The following is a 22,532-nucleotide window of genomic DNA, read 5'->3' on the forward strand; positions in this document are numbered from 1 at the left end:
CACGCCTAATCCCAATTTAAGGAAATAATGAAATACGACAAAAAACGTTACAATATGACGATGACCATGTACCGTCAACCAAGTGGTCAAATAAAAATAGAAGACTTTGTTTTGCCCTTTAAAGGGAACCTAAATACTGAGAACCGTTGGGTTAAGTTATCTAAGTTTATCTCCGGGGAAGAGATTGAGAAAACCTATGCTAAGATTTTTTCTTTAAGTACAGGAACCGAAGCCAAACCTCTTCGCATGGCTCTGGGAGATCTCATCATCAAAGAAAAATGTGGGTTTTCAGATCGAGAGACCGTTGAGCAAATTATGTAAAACCCATTTTCCAGTTCTTTATTGGCTTAGAACGATATCAAGATGATAAACCTCGCTTTGACCTAACGCTCATGGTTCAATTTCGAAAGCGGTGGCATGAACAGCGAAAAGGACGAACCAAAAGATTCTCAAGATCTTTGAGAGCCGCCTGTTTCTCATATGGCAGTTCCGAGGATACGTCGAAAACCATTCAGCCAACCTTATATTCGTACAATTGTAAGGGGAAAAGCCAAAGCATCTACTGAATTTGGAGAAAAGACTACCAGATACACTTTGGCTACTATCCTGAAGCGGTTTAAGCGGATCAAATCTTTCGGAATCGCTAAAACCGAGTATACTGCAGGAAAAATGGAATCCGCCTGAGTGGTCCAGCATTAAGAGACGGTCAAAAGTTGGTGAAACCAAGAAAAAAGAACAACTTAAAGTCTAGGATATGAGTGAACGTAACCAAGTGGCAGGTGGATTTGGAGTAGGCAAGCGAAAGTATGGTCTAGTTCGAATCATCGCACGCTTGAAAGTGGCGGCTGAGAGTGTAATTATGCTAAAATTCATTGTCATAAACATGGAGCATTGGCTCAGGGTTCTTTTCTACTTTCTTCATGTTTTACTTTAAGAAAGATCCATGGCATGTTCAGACTGTTCATGCTAGCGACGAACTAAAATTAGATGGGGGTCGTTCAACAATTTCTACCTAAAATACAAAGTTGTTGTCAATATACTGAGTCTGTATAAAAATAACGGACAGGCGTCAGATTGGTAAAAAATACATCTCTATTCATTTATAACTAAAGTTTCGCACCCCTAAAAATAGGGGTAAAGACATAAAAATTCCGCATGAACACTGGGTTTTGGTATAATTTTGTTGACGACAAAAAACTACCAAACGAGGTGTTATCATGCGGAAACCTGTCAAAGAAATTGAAAACGTTCTTAATACACATGGCTATTCAATTAACAACATCATATTCGATGTGATGAAAACTTTCAAGTTCAAAACACTTTGTTGCCAAGTAGGCTTCAATAAAAAGGATGGCTATAGTGCTTCGGAAGTCATCACGCTCATCATGGTGTTACCCCTGATGTTGCTGAAAAGTGTGAACGCCTTGTATAAGAGCGAATTCCAAAAGGTTACCGCAATGAAAAAGGATACCATTTACCGCCTTAAAAATGATGAAAGAATGCCTTGGAGATCGTTGCTTCTTGCTGTAGCCAAACAGTTCCAGCAATTGGTGAATCCTAACAAGGAAGTGGCGAGTAATTCAGCCTTTATCCTAGACGACACAACTGAGGCTAAAACCGGAAAGAAAATCGAACAAATCTCCATTGTTCACGACCATGTTACGAGTAGGAAAAGCAATACATTAGGATTCAAAAACTTGACTCTTGGCTTTTTCGATGGAAAGAGCACCATCCCCCTTGACTTTAGCCTCCACTCTGAAAAACGCTTAAAAAAGGCAAGACACCGGAAAGAGCAGTTTAAAAAGCAGCGAAATCCCAAATCTTGTGGCGCCAAACGGATTCGCGAGTGCAAAATCGACAAAATTACAAACGGTTTGAATATGCTTAAACGTGCTCTTAAAAAGGGATTTAGAGCAAAGTATGTGTTAGTGGATAGCTGGTTTAGCAGTAAAGAATTTATTGAAACCGTTCGAAAACTGGACAACCAATCCATGCATGTCATCTGTGGAGTCCGGAAAGACTGGCGGAAATACACCTATAATGAAAAATCGTTGAATGCGCAGGAGTTGCTCAAAACATTGAAAAAAGAGAGGAAGGAAAAACGCTGTCGTAAACGGAATACCCGCTATTTTGAGGTTATGGTGACTTATGAAGGGATAGGCGAAGTTAAACTATACTTTTGCCGTTTCCCCTATCAAAAAGAATGGAGATTATTCCTTTCCACAGACACATCGCTGTCCTTTTTAAGTATGATGGAGATCTATTCCATCCGCTGGACCATTGAGGTATTTTTCAAAGAAGCGAAGCAACATCTGAAATTGGGGTCTTGTCAATCCAGAGATTTTGATGCCCAGATAGGCCATGTGTCAACCTGTTATCTTCTCTACGTCCTTCTGGCTTATTTTCGCCGAGTAAACGCGTATGAGTCATTAGGCGGGGTATTTCATGTGATTAAAGACGAGTTACTCGAAAAAAACTTGGCCCAAAGACTCTGGGATTTATTTGAAGAGTTACTGCAAGTGATCATCGCTGAGATGGCTGAGCATGGTTTTGTGGACATTTTGGAATTTAAAAATTCCAGTGAGTATCAGTACATAAAAGAACTTTTTGAGGATTCTTTTCTAACAAATCAGTTAAAAAGGATTGAAAAGGCATGCTGAGTTGGAATAATCCGCAAAAACAAAGTGTCGAATTTTAAATATTCGTCCCACGTAAGTCGAGCTTTCGGGGTGCGAAACTTAAGTTATAAGGTAAATCAGGTGAGAAGCTAAATTAAAATACAAAAAAAAGTTATAAATTTCATTGAACTAGACTTGTCTCTCACCCAGTTAAATGCCCACTTGGTTTTGATGAGAAAGCTATTTTCCTGTCTTGGAAAAATGCATTTTAGATTAGTGGAAGTTTCGTACACCACCATCAAGGGCATACCAGATTGATAATACATCTTTTTTGTATCCTCAAGGCACGTGGAGTGTGTTGCGTTGATAGAGCGGAAGTAGCTTGACGTAAGGGGTATAGAGTTTTTTAAGTTTAAATTGATGTATGTTATATTCCCTCGGATTAATGTTTGAAGGGAATTTTTTGTTTTAGGTTTTCTATTTTAGCGAGACAAGGTCATAATGTTTAGCATTATTATGTAACCAAGCTTTACATATTACCATAAATTGTATTAGGGTAATAAATCTCCTAATACAATTGAAAGGTATGATAAGATGTCAGATAAAAAAATATATGATTATATCGTTGTTGGTGCAGGTACTGCCGGAGGAATAATTGCAAAAGAATTAACAGATGACAGATGCACTAGTGTACTCGTCCTTGAAGCAGGAACGAATATGATGCAGGAGCAAAGTAGCGGCAGTAACCCCGGATCCGGTGTCTTAAATGCTGATAATAAGCTTTCATTTAATATGCTTACAAAACTTCAGCCAGTCATAGGCAATCGGCAACTTAGAATATCAAGCGGCCGAACAATTGGAGGAAGCTCTGAGCATAATGCAATGTACGCAGTACGCGGAAGTAAAGAGTATTATGATGAACTAGGAAAACAATTTGGCCAACAATGGAGCTATGACAGTCTCAGGCCTTTATTTATAAAGAATGAAACCTATACAGGAAACACACAAGATCCTGATGAGCGTGGGACAAAAGGTCCGATTTTTGTCAGACAGCAAATGATTCCAAAGAACGGCCTGACAACTGTTTTGGCTAAAGCAACATCAGATGTTTTGAATATCCCTATTGTTGAAGACTATAATACAGGTGTAAGAGATTGCACTTTTTACAAATCACAGATTTTGAATAAAGAAGAAAATGGCAAGTTTGTTCGTTCTTCTACTGCAACCGGATATTTAAATGAAGAAATTGTAACACAAGGTAACGAATTTCACCCTGATGAGTACGGAGTTCATGGCAGGGACTTGGTAATTTTAGCGAAAACTACTGTAGATAATATTATATTTTACCAGAAAAAAGGGGAAAATATTGCAGTTGGTGTTAGGTTTGTCCGTGACGGAGTATCACAGAAGGCTTATGCAAGAAAGGGTGTAATTTTATCAGCAGGTAATTTTTCCTCTGTCATTCTGCAGCGTTCTGGAATAGGAAAATCTACTGATTTAGCTAAAGCTGGCATATCAACATTAGTAGAGAGCCCAAATGTTGGCTACAATTTTGTAACACATTTTATTGCCGGAATAGGAATAGAAGTAGAAACATCACGCCTCCAGGCGTTAAGAAATGCAGACCCGGATCTGCCATTTCCGTTAGGGGCTTTTAAAGGCGAAGGACCAACTGGAGGCCGACGGCTCCAATTATATAGTTCTGTGACACCATCCAGTGTCCCTGCTCCAGTAGTAGTTGCTAACAACTGGGCTTTTGACCCCAATAAACCCAGCAATGTCATGAGCATTAGTATTTATGACCTTATCCCTAAAAGCACAGGTACCATTATGGTAGCACACAGTGACCCTGAGGCTTATCCGTCTCTTGATCTTAACCCTTTGGCTAATATTGATGACTTGAATTTTATGATAGACCAATATATTGAAGTGTATAAAATTATGAAAAGGGCTAGTCAACTTGATTCCCAAGGTATTTACAAAGTTGTATATCCTTCAGAAAGTATATTCGAATTAACAGATGAGCAAGAAAAACGAAGACAGCTTGCTAATTATGTAAGGGCCTCTTATGGTAATACAGCCCACTTTGGTGGACAGTGCAGGATGGGAAGGAATATTCAGGAGGGAGTTGTTGATGGTTATCTGAATGTCTTTGGAACCAAAAATCTTAAAGTTGCCGATTTATCAATTTGCCCTGTTTTACAGGATGGAAACAATACCCTACCTGTGCAGATAACCGGCCTGAATGCAGTACGATTTATTAAGAAAGATCCAAAGCCATGCGTGGTAACCGATAAAATTTTGAAAAAGCTAAGTCAAGCTGATTTTTTGCAGATGTGAACTCTCTCAGAATTGGGTTAGAGGCTAGAATTGTGGCTATAACTGTCGGTCGCAAAAATTCTATCCTTATTAGATTAGATAAATGGAATTTTGCATCGAGAAAACAAAAAATTTATAGCTTCTGCGAAAAGGGTTTGGGTTTGGGGCATTTAGCCCCTTTTTCTTTTTGTCTTTTATGTTTCCCAGGACAAGGGATCCGTCGGTTTTTCGCCCCCTGGGGGTCGCACTTTTGCGCGTATAGTTGTATTACAGAATCTTCCATTTCTTCGATTAAGAGGGCGTTCATAAAGTGTTAGTTATTTCAAGCTTCACGCTTATGGAAATAGAAAGAGCCTTGGGTCTCCTTGTGTCTCCTTGTGTCTCCTTGTGTCGATGCTCGGTGGTGCTCCCGCGGTTGGGTGGGAATGACCTTATTACTGATGATGTGGTATAGTTAATAAAAGCATTGTAAATAGCATTTTACGGAGATAAAGAAACGAAGCATAAAATCAAATATTGAAATTAATAAACCAGAAGACTTGGGGCTATAGTGATTAGAAAAGGATTGATTACTAATTATGGGTAAACGAGCACAAAATGATGCTGAGAAAATTGCTAGAATAAAGGATGCTGCAAGAATGTTGATTTCTCAAAAAGGTTACGAAGATGTAACTATTCGGGATATTTGTGCTATTGCAAATGTGACAATTGCATCATTTTATAGAAAATACCATAGTAAGGATGAACTTCTACTTGAACAGATAAAAGAACAAAACTATTATTTCCGTTCTGAAACAGATAAACTACGTGAAATTTCGGATGCCAGAATGCAACTAGAAAGATTTGTTGAGATATATTGTGACTATTGGCAAATGCAAGGGTTCGATCTTGCACGTACAGTGAACAAATTATATTTAAACAACCCAGGAGGGTTATATCTTACTTATGATTTAACGCCACCTCAAATACTTATTGACATTTTTCAAAACGGTCAAGATAACAGTTTTTTTAGAAAAGATTTATCAGCGGCTAAGATGGCAAGAACTGTTTCCATCATTCTAAAAGGCTATTGTTTTGATTGGAGTAAGAATAGTGGAATGTTTGATTTTAAATCTACAGTAACTTCTGAAATGAAGATTATTTTAAAGGCATTTTATCTCTTGTAAAACTTTTACTATTTTTTTGATAAAGCACGTTTCTTAGAGATTCCTCCGCTTACTATATTAAATAAGTAGGCGGGGGAATTTTAACTTATCTACCGTTTTATTATTAACCAAAATTATTGATAATTCATTGACAATGAAGCAGGAATATTATAAATTATAAATACGAAACATGTTCCGAATTTAAAATCAGTTATAAAAAAATCAAATTTTAATTCTTCGACTTTTTATTGCTGGAAAAAGGAGGGGATTTGGGCTTTTAATTTTCAAGGGTTTTGTCACGAAGAGTAGTAGCCCGTGATAGTATGGAGAAATATGTGCATGACTACACAAGTACTAACTTTACAGGGAGGGATTTATTTGCTTAATAACCGCAGGGTTCTTAAAGTAATTTCAATCGTTACTACACTGTTCATATTGCTGCTCGCTTCTGGTTGCACAAAAACCACAAATTCACCTGAATCAAAAAATGCCGTATCTGGAACTTTTACTGGTGAAGGGACTGGTTTAGGTGGCCCAGTTAAGGCAGAAATTGTACTTGATAAGGGAGTTATTAAATCAGTCAAAATTTTAAGCCATAAGGATACACCTGGAGTAAGTGATAAGGCATATGCAACACTTCCTAATAAGATTGTAGAAACCCAATCAGTTAGTATTGATACAGTATCGGGAGCAACCCGTTCAAGTGAAGGTATTAAGGGTGCTGTAGAAGCTGCTCTGGTAGCTTCGGGTGTTGATGTAGAGAAATATAAAGTTAAGAGTACACAGCAAGCTGTAAAAAAAGAACCAAGCCGCAGTGAGGAAGCAAATGTTGTTGTTGTCGGTGCTGGTGCTGCTGGTTACATGGCTGCCTTAGAAGCTTCCCAAAGCGTTGACAAAGTAATTCTGCTTGAAAAAATGCCATTTACAGGTGGCTCTTCAATTCGATCACTTGCGCTTATGTGGTCTGTTAATTCTAAAATTAACAAAGAGTACAAAGTAGGCCTTGACCGTAAAGGGATGGAGGAACATTATGAAACCATTTCTCACGGCAACTTAAATCACCCATTACTGAGTAATGTACTTGATATATCTGGTCCTACTGTAGATAAGCTATTAGAACTTGGTATGCCATATACTACTGAAGGATTTAGGGTGTCAAATCCAGAGTATCCAAATCTGAAAGTTTTACAGGTCAATGGCGGTGGAAAGGGACTCATAGAGAACTTTGATAAAATGGTTAAGAAAAATGGTGTAGATGTACGTCTTGAATCGAAAGCAACTGAACTTGTGATGAATGGTAAAGAAGTTGCCGGAGTCGTAGTAGAGAGCAACACCGAAACCTATACCATTAAAGCAAAAAAAGTTATTTTAGCTTCAGGTGGGTTTGATCGTAATGTCGAAATGCTCAAAAAGTATACTCCTACAACAGATGATTTTTATCCTATCTCAGGGGTAGGGAGTACCGGTGATGGCATAAACATAGCATTAAAAGCAGGTGCTCAGCTTACTGGCAATGGTGTACTTGGAAACGTAAGGGTCATGAAAGTCATTAAAGAGGAGACAAAGTCGGCTGATATTTCCTCTGTTCCGAATGGTGCTCTCTATATTAATCTTTATGGGAAACGCTTTACAAACGAAGCAGGATTTTACTCAAAAGTTGCTCGAGCCATAAGTGAGCAACCTCAAAAGCTTGCTTATACGATACACGATTCTTCAAATCAAACGACGGTTGCGCTACTAGAAAAAGCGGTTACTGACGGAATTGGTATAAAAGCCGATTCTATTGAAGAACTTGGTAGCAAACTTGGTATGGATATTAAAAATTTGACTTCAACAATTGCTGAATATAATAAGGCTAAAGAAGCAGGAAACGATCCTGGATTTGAACTTAAAAATGCACAAATGCTTCCAGCAGTAAAAGCACCGTTCTATGCTTTCCGTATATCCCCTATCACCATTGGCACAATAACCGGACTTAAAGTAAATGAAAATTGTCAAGTCCTTGATGCACAAGGTATTGTTATCCCCAATCTACTTGCTGCAGGTGAAATAATGATAGGTAATCTATTGGATGATACTTATACCTCTACTGGTTCATCAATTGCTAATGATATTTACACAGGGCGTATTGCTGCTCAGAAGGCAATCGATCAACTAAAGAAATGAACCATTGACTGAGAAAAACTTTGGAATTCAAAGAAATGCCCTATATAGTAGACTGATCTGTCTACTATATAGGGCATTTCTATTTAACAGAGTAGGATGGAGATTTTTAACCGTATCTCAGCCTCGAGTTTGACAGCAGCAGCGAAAAAATTGTTGCTTCCAATTTGTAATTATGACTTTCTATGCGAGTTCTAAACTTTAAGTTTCGTTAAATGATCCGTCAATAATAGAAATGTAGTGCCGCACACTTCCACATAATTACTGTCTCGACCCAGATTTTAATGGTATAATTGTGTTGCTATGTTTGCGCGAATTAAAACGGCCTACAATCGGGACGGCTCAGAACGCCGTTACCTTCAAATCTGTGAGAGCCGTCGCGAAGAGGGTAAGGTTCGTCAGAAAGTCCTTTGCAACTTGGGGAGAGAGGAGGATCTCCAAAATGGGAAACTCGACGACCTGATTCGCTCTCTAGCGAAGTTCTCCGATAAGCTTACCATTGTGGATGCAGCGGAAGATCTCTTTTCTCGTGATGCAGATTAAATTTCAAAAGCAACTTTTGCATAGCAAAAGCGAATACGGTTATACCGAAGTTATTCGCGCATTAAGAAAGGTTCAGGGAGTAAAACTTAAGGTAAAAGATTAAGAGCATTTAGTCCGGACTGAAGTTCATGGAGCCGCTGCAATAGCCTTTAAAGCCGTAGGGGCAAAGATTCCAGAGCGAGTCCAGAAGGCGTAAAACCAGTTCCCATAAATAGGGAATTGTAGTGGTACGCGCAAATTTAAAGTTTTGAAACCTTTGAAATTCATAATTACAACTTTCTAGGTGTCAAACTCGAGTTGAAGCAGGTTTGATATGTAGACGGCAGATACTACTCTAATCAGAGGGATGGGATTACCTCAAAGGAATACACCTTTATGAGCCCCATTCCTCGACCCATTGAAACATATGACGTGGGGTCCCAAGTCAAGTTTACCTCAGAGTGGTTCCCTATCCCAAAAGAGTGGTGTTAATAAATATCATAATCAAACTGCAGGAAAAAATATTGCCAATGATTAATTGACACCTACACGATCCGAAATCGTTTTTTATTAATTAGATATATGTGGTATACTAGAAGTAGGTATACGGTGTTCGCTAACTATACAACGTTAAAAATGAATTGAAAGTAAGGTTAAGGATAATGGATAAGATCATCGAAAAAATTACGGATAATGTATCAGACCCTAAAATGAAGTTAAAAAGACTTCCGCTTACTGAACAAGTTTATCTAGCGATTAAGGAAGGCATCGTATCGGAAAAATGGAATGTGGGCGATAAGCTTCCTTCCGAAAACGATCTTGCTGAGATTTTTGGAGTAAACCGTTTAACTGTGCGTGGTGCCCTACAGAAGTTGAACATTCTTGGCATCGTGGAAACCAGAGTGGGTGAAGGAACCTATGTCTTAAGCTTTAATTTTCGTAAATACATCAGTGAAGTGGCAGAGTTCACCATGCAACCCGAGCAAGAGAGTGAAATTAAAGATTTCCGAAAGTTAGTCGAAATTGAATGCGTAAGATTAGCTATTGATAGGGGAACCGAGGAAGAGTTCGCTGAGTTAAAACGGCTAGCCGATGAATGTAAAGAGATAAGTCAAAAGTTTAACGAGAGTTACAGAGATGGTAGTTTTGAAAAAGAGTTTTATGTTGAGTATGTGACCACAGATTTAAACTTTCATGGTCAGATTTGTAAGATGTCCCATAACTCTTTATATCTGAACTGCTTTAACTTAGCTCGGGAATCAATACATCGCTATATCCTTTTGGTTATGGAAAAACATTATAACAAATATATCTCAAGCGGAGGATTAGTAGACGAATATTTCAGAGTATTTGACCATGATGATATTTATAAAGCTATGAAGGATAAGGATTTTGAAAAGTGTAAGAAACTTTATATGGAAATGATTGATCCTGATGTAATTAGAGATGACTACAAAAGTTAGCCAACATCAGTTATTCTTGAAGCTTTACCTCTCTTCACTCTCAAGCTTATTTAAGATTTAGGAATATTATGGGCTTGATGGACTGTGGTATCGGTATGGTGTGTACGAATTAAAAGTGAATCCTTTAAAATAAAGGAGCACAACTTGTTCAAACAGGTTGTGCTCCTTTTAATAATAATACAACAATCGAATAATTTTAAAGCTTGCATCTTTAAATATAAGTAAAATTTGTAATTTATTTTTCATTGCACTAAAGAACTCGTTGTTGTATAATTCCACATAGCGAATATCATACAACCAGATGAGCAAATAGGTCAACAACAATCAAGCTAAGAGCCGATAATAGTTTAGCACATATAACTCAAAGAAATAAACGTAGAATATGTGTTTTTCTTGGGTAAGAAAGGAGGCAATGCAATCTGACCAGTGTAAATCAGTTTGAGAAAATTCAACCTTTATTAGAAACAAGAATCTTCGTTTATGACCTGCTAAGGAGAGTTTTTCTCCAAGAACCCTCAAAGGAATTATTGCATTTCATTAACCAGAAGGGATTTATTGAATCGTTTCCCTTTATAGAAGAAGACAAAGAGATTTGCGAAGGTATAGAACGTGTCGCAAACTACCTAAGAGAGCATGACATAAGTTGTGAAAATGAGTACGATTCCTTGCATTGGGATTATACACGGATGTTTATAGGACCGGATAAATTAACCGCTCCTCTCTGGGAATCTGCTTACTTGCATAAGGATCGGTTGCTTTTCCAAGAACAAACCCTCCTCGTTAGGCAGGCGTATTTGAAATATCAATTTCTCCCTAAGTATTTTCAACAAGAAGCAGATGATCATCTGGGCTTAGAGCTTGATTTCATGTATCAACTCAGTGAAATGAGTTTAGTGAATCTAAAGAATGAGGATTATGTAGAGATCAGGCAAGTCTTAGAAGATCAAAAGTCCTTTTTAATAGAGCATCTATTGAAATGGGTTCCTGAGCTTACGAAAAAAATCCTTGCCAGTGCAGAGCTGGATTTTTATCCAGGTATGGCCAAGATTCTCAAGGGTTATCTCACTATAGATCTTGAAGCTCTGGAAGAGCTTTTAGATATAGATTTCAAGGTGTCTTAAATTAACTGGAGGTGAACAAACGTGGCAAATCTAATTGAGAAGGCAAGGGATTACGCCATGAGTAGAAGATCCTTTCTCGGTGCAACAGCAACTGTCGTTGCAGGGGCAACAGCTGCAGTCACTTTGCCCGGATGCGGTTTGCAAAAAGTGAATGCCGATATGACCGCAGCTTTGGCTAGCAAAGAGGGAGAATGGATCACGGCAGCCTGCTGGCATAACTGCGGCGGACGCTGTCTTAACAAGGCTCTTGTCGTTGATGGGGTTGTGGTTCGTCAGAAGACGGATGATACCCATCCGGATACTCCGGATTATCCTCAACAAAGAGGGTGCGCACGTGGCCGTTCTCATCGCAAAATGGTCATGGGTGCAGATCGTCTGAAGTATCCTATGAAGCGTAAGAACTGGGCACCCGGTGGCGGCAAAAAAGAGCTCCGGGGTAAGGACGAGTGGGTTCGTATTTCCTGGGATGAAGCGCTGGATATTGTTGCTTCTGAGCTTAAAAGGATTAAAGAAAAATATGGTAACGAAGCCTTTTTCTTGCCTCCTGGTGGTTCGGGTGGAGATATGGAACCGATACGCCTTCTGAGTGCCTACGGCGGATGTACGACACGGTGGGGTAGTGTTTCCTGGGGATCCTGGCCTGTCGTTTGGCAAAAGGTCACAGGAATTCAGGATACCGGAGCGATGTCAGGAAATGACCGGTTCAGATTACGGGATTCAAAATTGATTATCCTTTGGGGAGCCAATCCCGCCCAGTCCAGTCAAGGACTTCCCGCCTACAACTTTTTACAAGCCAAAAAAGCAGGAGCAAAGTTTATAGTTATTGATCCGATCTATTCAGAATCAGCTAGAGTTCTGGCAGATGAGTGGATTCCGCTTCGCCCTGCTACCGATACAACCTTGATCTTAGCTATGTCCCACTATATTCTTACGAATAACTTGGTCGACCAAAAATTCCTGGATACCTATTGCGTTGGCTTTGATGCGGATCATATGCCTGAGGGAGCGGACCCGAAGGAAAACTTTAAAGATTATGTGTTAGGAACGTATGATGGAACACCCAAAACACCGGAATGGGCTTCAAAAATTTGCGGAGTAAGCGCTGACCTTATTAAAAAATTAGCAAAAGAATATGCTACAACAAAACCTGCAGCCATCATTTCGGGTGGGGCACCTGCTCGAATCAATAATGGCGAACATTTGCCCCATGCCATGATAACACTGGGTTTAATGACGGGAAATATGGGGATTCCTGGTGCAGGCGTCAGTCCCAATATGCACAATTCATCGACGAATGCGGGTCCGAACTTGGTTAAACCGGGTGCCAGTGGTCTGCCTAAAATCGCTAATCCTGTAACAAACAGCATGAATAGCGGTGAAATGTGGAATGCAGTTCTTAATGGTAAGTTCACAGTGAGCAAAGGAAAGCAGAAAGACGTTAATATCCAAATGATTTGGAACTGGTTTGGAGCAACGTTGAACCAGAGAGCGGCTACGACACAAGGAATCGAAGCCCATCACAAGGTTGAGTTTATCCTTTCGCAAAACTTGTTTTTACACACTGATTCCAAGTATGCAGATGTCGTCTTGCCTGTAACCTCGCAATGGGAGAGGCTCGGGGGCTTACTTACTGGAAACCGTGAAATGCTTATTTACCATCGACAAGTCATCAAGCCTCTTTATGAAGCAAAAAGCGATATGTGGATTGTCACGGAGCTGGCTAAACGATTAGGAATTGATCCGACGAAGGCAATCAATCCGATTTCCGAAGAGCAATATCTTTATAATATGCTAGCAGGATCGACCGTAATTAAACCTGACGGTTCCGGATATGAAAAATTGTTAACCCTGACGGCAGAAGATATCAAAGAACTAGGAGCCCAAGGTACAACTCAGACAGGCCGTATAACCTATAAAGAGTTCAAGGAAAAAGGAATTTACCAAGTTCAGAGATCACGCGGTGATAAATTAGAATTCACAAGTTTTGAGGACTATCTCGCTGATCCTGTAGGAAAAAAATTAGCAACTTCAAGCGGTAAATTTGAAATCTACTGTGATGCTCTGGCAAAACATATTGACAATGTAGGCTTTACTTCAAAATCCCCGATCCCCAAGTATGAACCACCGCGTGAGGGATATGAAGAAGGAGTAAAGGACGGTTATCCCTTCCAGTTGATGACGATTCACTATTTTAGACGTTCCCACTCCACGTTGGACAATGTGCCCTGGTTACGGGAAGCCTTCTCACAAGAGTTTAGGATGAATACGAGTGATGCTGCCCAATTAGGAATCAAGAATAATGATATCGTAAAGATTACCAGCCGTCATGGTTCCGTAATCCGGCCTGTTTTTGTTACAGAAACCATTATGCCTGGGGCGGTCGCCTTAGGTGAAGGGGCATGGGTTGAGATGGATGAGCAAGCGGGAGTTGATAAGGCTGGCTGCACCGGAATCTTAAATGGTCCAATCCCTACAGGTCAGGGTCATACTGGCTATAACTCTTGTAATGTTAAGGTCGAGAAGTACAATAAACCCCTTGACCCTGATGTCAAATGGCCCCAAAGAATCATTTTCAAGGAGGTGTAAGCAATGGCACAACTAGGCTTTTTCTATGACATGGCGGCTTGCACAGGGTGTAAAACTTGTCAAATCGCCTGTAAGGATAAAAACAACTTGAACGTAGAAGTATTTTTTCGGAAAGTGCATCAATATGAGGGGGGGAAGTTTCCTAACCCTTGGGTGTATAATCTTTCGTTAGGATGCAATCACTGTGCAGAACCAAAATGTGCTAAGAACTGTCCGACAGGTGCTCTGTACAAAAGGGAAAAAGATGGCATAGTCATGCATGATGTGGAGAAGTGTATTGGCTGTAAGCTATGCACTTGGTCTTGCCCTTATGGAGCACCCCAATATATTGAAGCCAAAGGGAAGGCTGGGAAGTGTAATTTCTGTGTGGATCTCATTGATAAAGGGGAACAGCCTGCTTGTGTATCAGCTTGTCAAATGAGAGTTCTTGAATTTGGTGATATCGAAGAATTGCGTAAAAAATATGGTAATACCGCAGATATTAAATCACTACCAGATTCAGGGATTACGCATCCTTCCCTAACCATTAAACCGCATAAGGAAGCTATGAAGTAGATAGCACAAAAAATAAGAAAAGGAGGCTGGTAGAATGTTTGCTGAAGAGTGGCCTTTAATGATGTTTACGTTATTTAGCCAATTGGCAGTTGGAAGCTTTGTAATATTACTTCTTATTCGCACAGTCTTGAGTCAAAAAAATACCGAGAGTGCGAACAAAATAACTGGGTTCGGAATGAAACAGGTTGGGTGGATCATGATTTTCGCCTTTGTATGCTCCCTGTTCCATCTTGGAACTCCTACAGGAGCTTATCGTTCCCTCTATCATTTAGCGTCTTCCTGGCTTAGCCGGGAAATCCTAACCGCCGGAGCTTTCTTTGTTCTGTGGTTAGTCACGCGTTCCGCCTTGAAGAAGGGAAGCTCAGCAACTGCCTTAGCTTGGGTTACCGCATTAGTTGGATTAATCGTAGTTTACAGTATGGCTAGCATTTATACGAACTCGGTTCGTCCGGCTTGGGCGAATATAAATACTTTTGTGGCCTTTTATGGAGCAACCTTTGCCATGGGAACTGCTGGAGCACTGAGCTTCATGGCTTATGGGGCCAAAGGAACTCAAATTTCAGGTGAGGTTTCGGGTTCTCTAAAAAATATTTCGCTAACTGCCGGAGTGAGTGTTCTTGTACCACTGCTTTATCTTCCGGTTTTCATCTCATCTTTGAAGAAGGGTGTATCGGCTGCACAAACGTCTGCCCAGCTCTTGTCTGGAAGTTACATGTTACCCCTCATCTTAGGGGTAATTATTTCCCTCGTTGGAGCAGTTCTTCTTTACCTTGGCTTTAGTAAATCCGGGAAGAGTGTAAATACTTTACCTGTGTCAAAAATCTATCTTGGATTCCTACTCCTGTTTGTAGGAGAATTCGTGGCACGCTATGTTTTTTATGGTACGGCTGTCTCGATTATGATAGGCTTGAAATAACGGAGTTGCCTACTTAACTTATGAATTCGCAATTTGAATCTAAATCGCCCTACCAATAAATAAGACAATAGGTAAAATAGTAAACAACATCACCCATTTGGGTGATGTTGTTTTAACTTCAACAGAAGAACCTATCTGCACTGGATCGATTTCAATAGGGGATAACTCAAAAAAGGTAGCACCATTATTTCAAAAGTTGCCAATTGTATACAACAAGTCAAATATTCGAAAAAGAATAAAAGTATATTGCAAAACGGGAAAGGTTAGTGTATTATTTACATAAGCTAGCGAACAACGTACAACATACAACGTACAGCAAACAACGTACGAAGTACAATGTGCACAAATCGACAAAACTAAGTAGGAGGGACAAACCGACCTAATTATTAAAAAAATTACATTACCCTGCTACTTAAGTTAAAGAAAAAAGAGGTGGTAGAAAAGCGGATTGAATATTATAATTCTATATTATTCGACAAATTATTTAAAGGGAGGTTAATCTATGAACGCTTCGGCTATTGAAAAAAGCGCAATATCCAAAATGACTTTGCACTTGATGCCCTTGTGTGTACTTCTCTACATCATCAACATTATTGACAGAGGAAATCTTGGTTTCGCTGCCCTTGAAATGAATAAAGCATTGAGTATCTCCCCTGCAGCCTTCGGTTCTTTGACATCAATGTTCTTTATCGGATATTTCTTCTTTGAAATCCCCAGTAATATATTCATGCACCGGACAGGCGCCAGACTATGGATGGGACGTATCATGTTCACTTGGGGTCTCGTAACCTGTGCAATGTTCTTCGCCCAAAACTTTACCCATGTTGCTATCCTCCGGGTTTTACTTGGGATTATGGAAGCTGGTTTCTTCCCTGGCATGATGTACTATTTCACCTTCTTTTACCCTGAAAGACATCGGGCATCCATCATTTCGATATTCTTCCTAGCTGCACCTATCGCTTCTTCTATCGGAGCTCCGTTTGCTACTCAGATCATGACAAATATCCACTGGTTTGGATATGCCGGTTGGAGATGGGTGTTCATGATCGAAGGTCTCCTTGCTTTAGTCGGTGCTGTCATTACTTGGGCATTCCTGAAAAATGGTCCTGAAGACTGTGCTTGGCTTAACCAGGAAGAAAAAGCTTGGGTTAAGGGTGAATTAGCCGGTGAAATGACAAATAAATCTGAAACCGAACACTTCAAGCTTGGAGATGTATTTAAATATCCTACAATTTGGCGCTTAGGTTTCATCTATATGTTCATTCAAGTTACTACTCAGACCTTTAATTTCTGGTCCCCAACCCTTGTTAAAGAGTTTTCCAGCACCTTCAGTAACAATACAGTAGGCTGGCTCATGATGCTGCCTGGAATTGCCGGTGCGATTTTCATGCTCTGGTGGGGTCCACGCTCCGATAAAAAGAATGAGAGAATTTGGCATACCGCGATTCCAATGTTAATTTTCGTATTAGCACTTTCTGTAATTGCCTACTCTGATAACATTACCGTAAAAGTTATCGCATTGGCAGTGACCGGTATCGGTAACTTTGCGTTCTATGGTCCTTACTGGGCTATACCATCCCTCTACCTCTCTGGTGAAGCTCTGGCCATCGGTTTGGCGCTCATCAACTCCTTGTCCAGTTTCGCAGGCTTTGCCGGAAATCTTATTATTGGTTACATTAAAACTTCTACCCTTGGTTCCACTGGTGTACTTTTGTTTCAGATTTTATGTGCCGCAATTGCTTTTTTACTGGTAATTACCTTAAAGATCAAAAAAAATGAGGAACCTGCAGAAAACACAAAAACCGCTAAAGGACTCGCTAAATAATTTATTCCTAAATTAGTGGCTAATTAAACTCCAAAAAGATTGCTTAAATAAACTCTTTCAAAAGAGTACAGGAAAAGTCCTTCGGTAATATATCAAGACCATAAAATATATGGTCAAACTTTTCTAGTAGCCAGTTGTCCTAAAAAAGGCAATAAAAAATCTACCCATTTCCAAAGCGATATGGAAACAAGTTACAAAAATGGGATTTAGACTTTTGGACTATTGAATCGCTCTCACCCCCAATTACCTTTCGGCTGGTAGATTTGGTTAGTGCGTAGCAGAGCATCAACCATACGTACGAGTTTACGTGCAGTGAGCACTAAAGCACGGCGATGATGATGGGTTTTACTTTCATTGAATTTACGAGAGTAGAAAGCTTTGTACTCTGGCTCGTTCAACCGAACCATATTAGCTGCTTGGACAAAATAAGACCGGAGGTAGCGGTTACCAGAGTTGCTTAAAGGGGTGTCATCGGCTGTAAAATCACCCGATTGATGAGTTTTCCAAGTTAGACCTGCATATTTAGCTAAAGCAGCTTCATTAGGGAAGCGCCGAATATCAGCAATTTCAGCAATAATACCAGCAGTAAAGACTGGACCAACACCTGGAATAGAAGTGAGGGTGTTAGGAAAATGTTCAAGCTCAGCTTCAATTGCCTTATCAATTTTCTTGAGTTGGAGTTGTAACGTTCTAATGGTTTCGAAGCTTGTCGCTAGAATCAGATTTAGGGGTTGAAGTAAATTACCCCGAAGACGATGTGCTTTGCGTGCTGCTTCCTTAAGTGCAGTAGCAGTCCCTTCTGGATCCTTAAACTTGCTTTTCCCTTTGTCCACGAGGAACTCAATTAATTCATCAAGCGGTCGAGCCGCAATTTCCTCAGGAGAGAAAAATTCAAGAATAAGGGATTCAGAAGTAGCCCCAAAAGTGTTGCTAAAGACCTCGCCTTGAGCTAAAGTACTAAATTTTAAAAACAAGTTCGTTAAGAAGTAATTTTTCTCCCGGGTAATAGTTTCTACTAAGTGACAGCGAAAGCGGGTTAATCTCTGAAGGGGTAAGAAACGAAAATCAACTTGGCAATTCTCCGGAAGACGTCCAAATCTTAAACGATCTGCAATAATCCAAGCATCAACCCAATCGTTCTTAGGCAAATCCAAATAGGATTCTTTAAACTTGCTCACGATTTTAGGATTAAAAGAATAGATTTGTGGGTTAAAGGGAGCGATGCTTGGTTCTTCGGCCAAAAACATCTGGATATGCCAGCTGTAGACAGAAGTAGCCTCCATACCAATAACAAGGCGATCTTCGGAATTAGTCTTACAAGCATTAACTAAGTATGAAGCCAGAGATTCGACACCTAAACGATCATTAGAAGCATGAAAACGCTTGGAAACTTCATCGCCCCGATCATTCATCACTTTTACTTTAAAATCTTTAGAACTGACATCAATGCCAACAAATAAACTCATAGAAATCACCTCCCTTTCTAGTGGAAGTATGTAAAAATTACTGCTGGGCACCAGGCACCACAACCGTTCAACAACCTCGCCGAATCAGCACTTTCTTGTAGGAACCTTTGATCCAGACGACCTGCTACTATCGAAAGGAGGACCATCAAGTTGCGCAACCTTCGCGTTAAAAGCTCAAGATGTGGGCTGGGGGTCAGACTTTTCAAGAGGTCAAGCCTCAAGGAGTAAAATACCTTCCCAGAATGTAACCTTACGGTTTCATTGTGCCTGTAAAGCCAGCAAAATTAAATACTTTTCTGAGATTAAGAATCTTAAAGTAAGGCATGCGTGTGTGCCTTAATGTGGAAAAGCAATTTGGGGTAGTGTTAAAAGAGCTTTCCCACAACGGCACGCCCCACACACCTTCGACGACTGCATGGGGTATGCGTTATACTGCGCGCACCTTATTGCTTAAGGGAATTTCCAGTTGAAACGGGTTCAATTTAAAAGCTCCCCGTTCCAATCTAAAGGACTCGAGGAGCTAGGAACAAATATTATTATACGAGGAGTAAGAGGAATGAAAATCACAAGTGTAGATGTTATCAAATTGACGAATGGTAAACCTGCTGTAGAAGGAACCCCTTGGAATCCAACGGTTGTGAGAATCAATACCGACGAAGGTATTTATGGATACGGTGAAATCGGTCTTGCTTATGGTAATGCAGAACATGCTCAGTTTGGCATGGCTCGCGACTTTGGCAAATTGATCATTGGCATGGATCCCATGAACAATGAAGAAATCTGGGAAAAAATCTTCAGAATGACCTTCTGGGGAATGGGTGGCGGTACTGTAATATTTGCCGCGATAAGCGCCATTGATATCGCTCTCTGGGATATTAAAGGAAAGGCTTTGGGAGTGCCAGTATATCAATTGCTCGGTGGAAAAACCAATAAAAAGCTCCGGACCTATGCCAGTCAGATCCAATTTGACTGGGGTCCGAAGAGCGCAGCCTTAGTAAAACCTGAAGAATATGGCGAAGCAACCAGGAAAGCTATGGCTGAAGGCTATGACTGCATAAAGGTTGACCCTGTTGGATTTGATCTCGAGGGTAACTGGATGGGATGGAGCAACTATGGACTCCTTCAGTATGATCAGCTTAAGATTGCAGTGGATCGGGTAGCAGCCATTCGTGAAGCTGGCGGTCCAAAAATGGATATCATTATCGAGCTCCACTCCTTAACCGATACCAATACAGCAATCCAGCTTGGCAGAGAGCTCGAACAATTCAGATGTTTCTACTATGAAGAGCCTGTTCATCCCCTCAACGCAGAGTCCATGAAACAAATAAACAGAAACGTTAAAATTCCGATTGCCAGTGGAGAAAGAATCTACAGCAGATGGGGTTACAGACCCTTCTTTGAAGACCGCTCCTTGAATGTCATTCAACCGGATCTGGGTAACTGCGGCGGACTCACCGAAGGTAAGAAAATCTGCGATATGGCAAATGTCTATGACTGTGGCGTCCAAATGCATATCTGCGGTGGCCCGATTGCTACAGCAGCAGCTCTGCAGCTTGAAGCAGTTATCCCGAATTTCTTAATCCATGAGCACCATGCAGCAGCATTGTTGCCCGAAAATATCGCCCTTTGCAAATATGACTATCAACCGAAGAACGGTTATTTTGAAACTCCTGATCTACCAGGTATTGGTCAGGAACTTTCAGAAGATGCTCTCAAGAAAGCAGAGATAGTTACTCTTAAATAAGGCAGCTGACTTAGACAGTTGTCTAAGTAAAGTAATTACCGTACTTTGAAGAATCCTCATTACATGTGATTCAACCGGATATTGGCAACTGTGGAGGTATCACCGAGACCAAGATGGTCTGTGATATGGCACATACCTATGATGTGAGCGTTCAAATCCACATTTGCTCCAGTCCATTGCTCACTTCAGCAGCACTACATTTAGAATCCGTGATTCCAAACTTTGTGATTCATGAGCATCATGAATTCAACTTGAAATCTTGGAATAAAGTACTTTGCGTCAAAGATCCTCAACCTGTAAACGATAAGTTCTATGTTACTGAAGACCCCGGTATCGGAAACGAGTTCTCGGAATATGCCTTAACTCATTGCGAAAAGGCAACTGTGAAATAAGTATTCAACCGGCTTTAACATCCAAGACGTAGTCAGGACACGATAGGAGATAAATTATGTCCCTTATTGTGTCCTATCCTTTATGTTAGAGGTTATGATGGTAGATTTGATACATGATATCGCTACTGAAGCTGAAATCATTCATTTATAATAAGAGCTTTAACTTGGGTAATCAATAAAGGGTGTTTTATAAATCAAAAGCGGCGCATTATTAAATGATATATAAAAGGATATATACTAAAAGGAGGACACCCATATGGATTTGGCATCTCTTGCATTAGTTGGCTTTATCGTATTTGGAATTATTACCTTAGTAATGACTAAGCAGAGAAAACAAAAGCCCAAGCGGATATTTATGATATTGACATTAATCTGCTGGGCGATCTATTTAGGCTATATGCTTGCAAGTGCAGGATGATTTAGTGCTGATGACTAATAAATAAGGTAGTAAATCATTTTTGTTAAAATTGAAGGAATGGGAGCAATGTTTGAAAAGACTGCATTCACATACGGCGCCTTTGTAGTGATTGATATTTTAGTGCTTATTCTTTTGCAAATAATCTTCAGGAGCAAGCGAGCATCGATTAAGTAAAAACCATAGCGTGTTTTACTGGTTATTAAACTCTTCTGGTATCGCCCTGGAAGAGTTGATTTATTTTAAAATATGTTTAATAAATTTAGTTTGGGTAAAGTAGTAAATAATTTAAAATATTTCGTTTTTAAAATCAGATTTATATGGTACAATGACATATGGATTAGATGTTCGCTAACTATACAACGTAATAGAATTGAAGGCATGGTAAAAGATTATGGAAAAGAATTTAAACCTCAAAACGAAATTAAAAAGACTTCCGCTGACTGAGCAAGTTTATATAGCTATTAAAGAAGGGATTGTATCAGGAAAATGGCAAATAGGTGATAAGTTACCTTCCGAAAACGAACTTGCGGAAGCTTTTGGAGTCAATCGTTTAACTGTTCGTGGAGCATTACAAAAGCTAAATATTCTTGGTATTGTTGAGACAAGGGTAGGGGAAGGAACTTTTGTTTTAAGTTTTGACTTTCGAAAATATATTAGCGAGGTAGCAGAATTTACTTTGCATCCTGAACGTGAAAGCGATATTAGAGATTTTAGAAAGCTAATTGAAGTTGAAGCTGCAAGATTAGCAATTGAAAAAGGGACCGAAAAGGAATTAGCCATTCTAAAAAAGTTATCAGATGAATGTTCAGAGATAGGGAAGAGACTAACCGAAAGTTATACCGATAGAAGCTTTGATAAAGAATATTTTATCGATTTTGCCAACGCAGATTTGAACTTTCATCATCAAATATTTAAAATGTCCCATAATTCGTTATATATTAATTGCTTTAACCTTGTTCGTGAGTTAATTTTCCAATACATTCTTTTAACTTTTGAAAAAGTCTATAATAATTTTATAGCCAGTGGTGGTACAGCATTAGATTTTGATAAGGTAAATATGCATGATCAAATTTACAAATATGTTAAACAAAAGGACTATGCCAATTGTAAGAGAGTCTATTTAAATATGATCGATTCGAATGAACCCTTATGATTTAATTAAATTATTTAGTGGAAGGTCGTCTTCTGTTATTAACAGAAATAACTCTCTCGCTTCTTTTTGGGAGGTTATCTGTTCTACGCTACAGGCATTCAAATCATGATCGGCGGCTTAATTAAC

At 39.7% G+C, this 22,532-nt stretch carries 16 protein-coding genes and 2 pseudogenes; 17 read left to right on the forward strand and 1 reads right to left on the reverse strand.

Translation table 11 applies throughout. The annotated features are described in order from the left end of the window. Nucleotides 1-66: 66 nt before the first annotated feature. The 13 genes and pseudogenes from ACZ42W_RS01175 to ACZ42W_RS01235 form a co-directional block, all read left to right on the forward strand. Nucleotides 67-413 (forward strand): annotated as a pseudogene (locus tag ACZ42W_RS01175) (transposase); the annotation flags it as partial. A 341-nt stretch (nt 414-754) separates the two neighbouring features. Further along, nucleotides 755-934: a transposase gene (locus ACZ42W_RS01180; protein WP_464167790.1), complete on the forward strand. Its 180-nt coding sequence runs from the start codon at nt 755-757 to the stop codon at nt 932-934. A 283-nt stretch (nt 935-1,217) separates the two neighbouring features. Further along, on the forward strand, nt 1,218-2,660 hold the full coding sequence (locus ACZ42W_RS01185) for an IS4 family transposase (protein WP_464167791.1): 1,443 nt from the start codon (nt 1,218-1,220) through the stop codon (nt 2,658-2,660). A gap of 552 nt (nt 2,661-3,212) precedes the next feature. Beyond that, on the forward strand, nt 3,213-4,958 hold the full coding sequence (locus ACZ42W_RS01190; protein WP_464167793.1) for a GMC family oxidoreductase: 1,746 nt from the start codon (nt 3,213-3,215) through the stop codon (nt 4,956-4,958). A 557-nt stretch (nt 4,959-5,515) separates the two neighbouring features. Further along, entirely contained in the window at nt 5,516-6,103 is a 588-nt protein-coding gene (locus ACZ42W_RS01195) for a TetR/AcrR family transcriptional regulator (protein WP_464167795.1), read from the forward strand. Nucleotides 6,104-6,421: 318 nt separating this feature from the next. After that, complete coding sequence (locus ACZ42W_RS01200) at nt 6,422-8,248, forward strand: FAD-binding protein (protein ID WP_464167797.1); 1,827 nt, start codon at nt 6,422-6,424, stop codon at nt 8,246-8,248. Between the two features lie 300 nt (nt 8,249-8,548). Beyond that, nucleotides 8,549-8,773, forward strand: a pseudogene (locus ACZ42W_RS01205) (IS1634 family transposase); the annotation flags it as partial. Between the two features lie 656 nt (nt 8,774-9,429). Beyond that, nucleotides 9,430-10,230: a FadR/GntR family transcriptional regulator gene (locus ACZ42W_RS01210; RefSeq protein WP_464167799.1), complete on the forward strand. Its 801-nt coding sequence runs from the start codon at nt 9,430-9,432 to the stop codon at nt 10,228-10,230. Between the two features lie 527 nt (nt 10,231-10,757). After that, nucleotides 10,758-11,351 (forward strand): TorD/DmsD family molecular chaperone, encoded by a 594-nt coding sequence (locus ACZ42W_RS01215; RefSeq protein ID WP_464167801.1) that lies wholly within the window; start codon nt 10,758-10,760, stop codon nt 11,349-11,351. 21 nt (nt 11,352-11,372) lie between these two features. Next, nucleotides 11,373-13,937, forward strand: a complete 2,565-nt coding sequence (locus ACZ42W_RS01220) for a molybdopterin-dependent oxidoreductase (protein ID WP_464167803.1) — start codon at nt 11,373-11,375, stop codon at nt 13,935-13,937. A gap of 3 nt (nt 13,938-13,940) precedes the next feature. Next, nucleotides 13,941-14,492, forward strand: a complete 552-nt coding sequence (locus tag ACZ42W_RS01225) for a DMSO/selenate family reductase complex B subunit (protein WP_464167805.1) — start codon at nt 13,941-13,943, stop codon at nt 14,490-14,492. 34 nt (nt 14,493-14,526) lie between these two features. Next, nucleotides 14,527-15,408, forward strand: a complete 882-nt coding sequence (locus ACZ42W_RS01230) for a dimethyl sulfoxide reductase anchor subunit family protein (protein ID WP_464167807.1) — start codon at nt 14,527-14,529, stop codon at nt 15,406-15,408. Between the two features lie 502 nt (nt 15,409-15,910). After that, nucleotides 15,911-17,233: an MFS transporter gene (locus ACZ42W_RS01235; protein ID WP_464167809.1), complete on the forward strand. Its 1,323-nt coding sequence runs from the start codon at nt 15,911-15,913 to the stop codon at nt 17,231-17,233. Nucleotides 17,234-17,466: 233 nt separating this feature from the next. Here the strand turns inward: ACZ42W_RS01235 and ACZ42W_RS01240 are convergent, their stop codons facing one another. After that, the gene (locus ACZ42W_RS01240; protein WP_464166797.1) at nt 17,467-18,699 is read right to left on the reverse strand and encodes an IS110 family RNA-guided transposase; all 1,233 of its coding nucleotides are present in this window, start codon (nt 18,697-18,699) and stop codon (nt 17,467-17,469) included. 556 nt (nt 18,700-19,255) lie between these two features. Between ACZ42W_RS01240 and ACZ42W_RS01245 the strand changes: the two genes are divergently transcribed. From ACZ42W_RS01245 to ACZ42W_RS01260, 4 genes are all read left to right on the forward strand, one after another. Continuing rightward, nucleotides 19,256-20,443 (forward strand): mandelate racemase/muconate lactonizing enzyme family protein, encoded by a 1,188-nt coding sequence (locus tag ACZ42W_RS01245; protein ID WP_464167811.1) that lies wholly within the window; start codon nt 19,256-19,258, stop codon nt 20,441-20,443. 65 nt (nt 20,444-20,508) lie between these two features. Continuing rightward, on the forward strand, nt 20,509-20,835 hold the full coding sequence (locus tag ACZ42W_RS01250) for an enolase C-terminal domain-like protein (RefSeq protein ID WP_464167813.1): 327 nt from the start codon (nt 20,509-20,511) through the stop codon (nt 20,833-20,835). 256 nt (nt 20,836-21,091) lie between these two features. Further along, the gene (locus tag ACZ42W_RS01255) at nt 21,092-21,253 is read left to right on the forward strand and encodes a hypothetical protein (RefSeq protein ID WP_464167815.1); all 162 of its coding nucleotides are present in this window, start codon (nt 21,092-21,094) and stop codon (nt 21,251-21,253) included. A 391-nt stretch (nt 21,254-21,644) separates the two neighbouring features. Further along, a complete protein-coding gene (locus tag ACZ42W_RS01260; protein WP_464167817.1) occupies nt 21,645-22,406 on the forward strand; it encodes a FadR/GntR family transcriptional regulator in 762 nt (253 codons plus the stop codon). The last annotated feature ends 126 nt before the right edge of the window (nt 22,407-22,532 follow it).

This window comes from Desulfitobacterium elongatum (assembly GCF_055378975.1).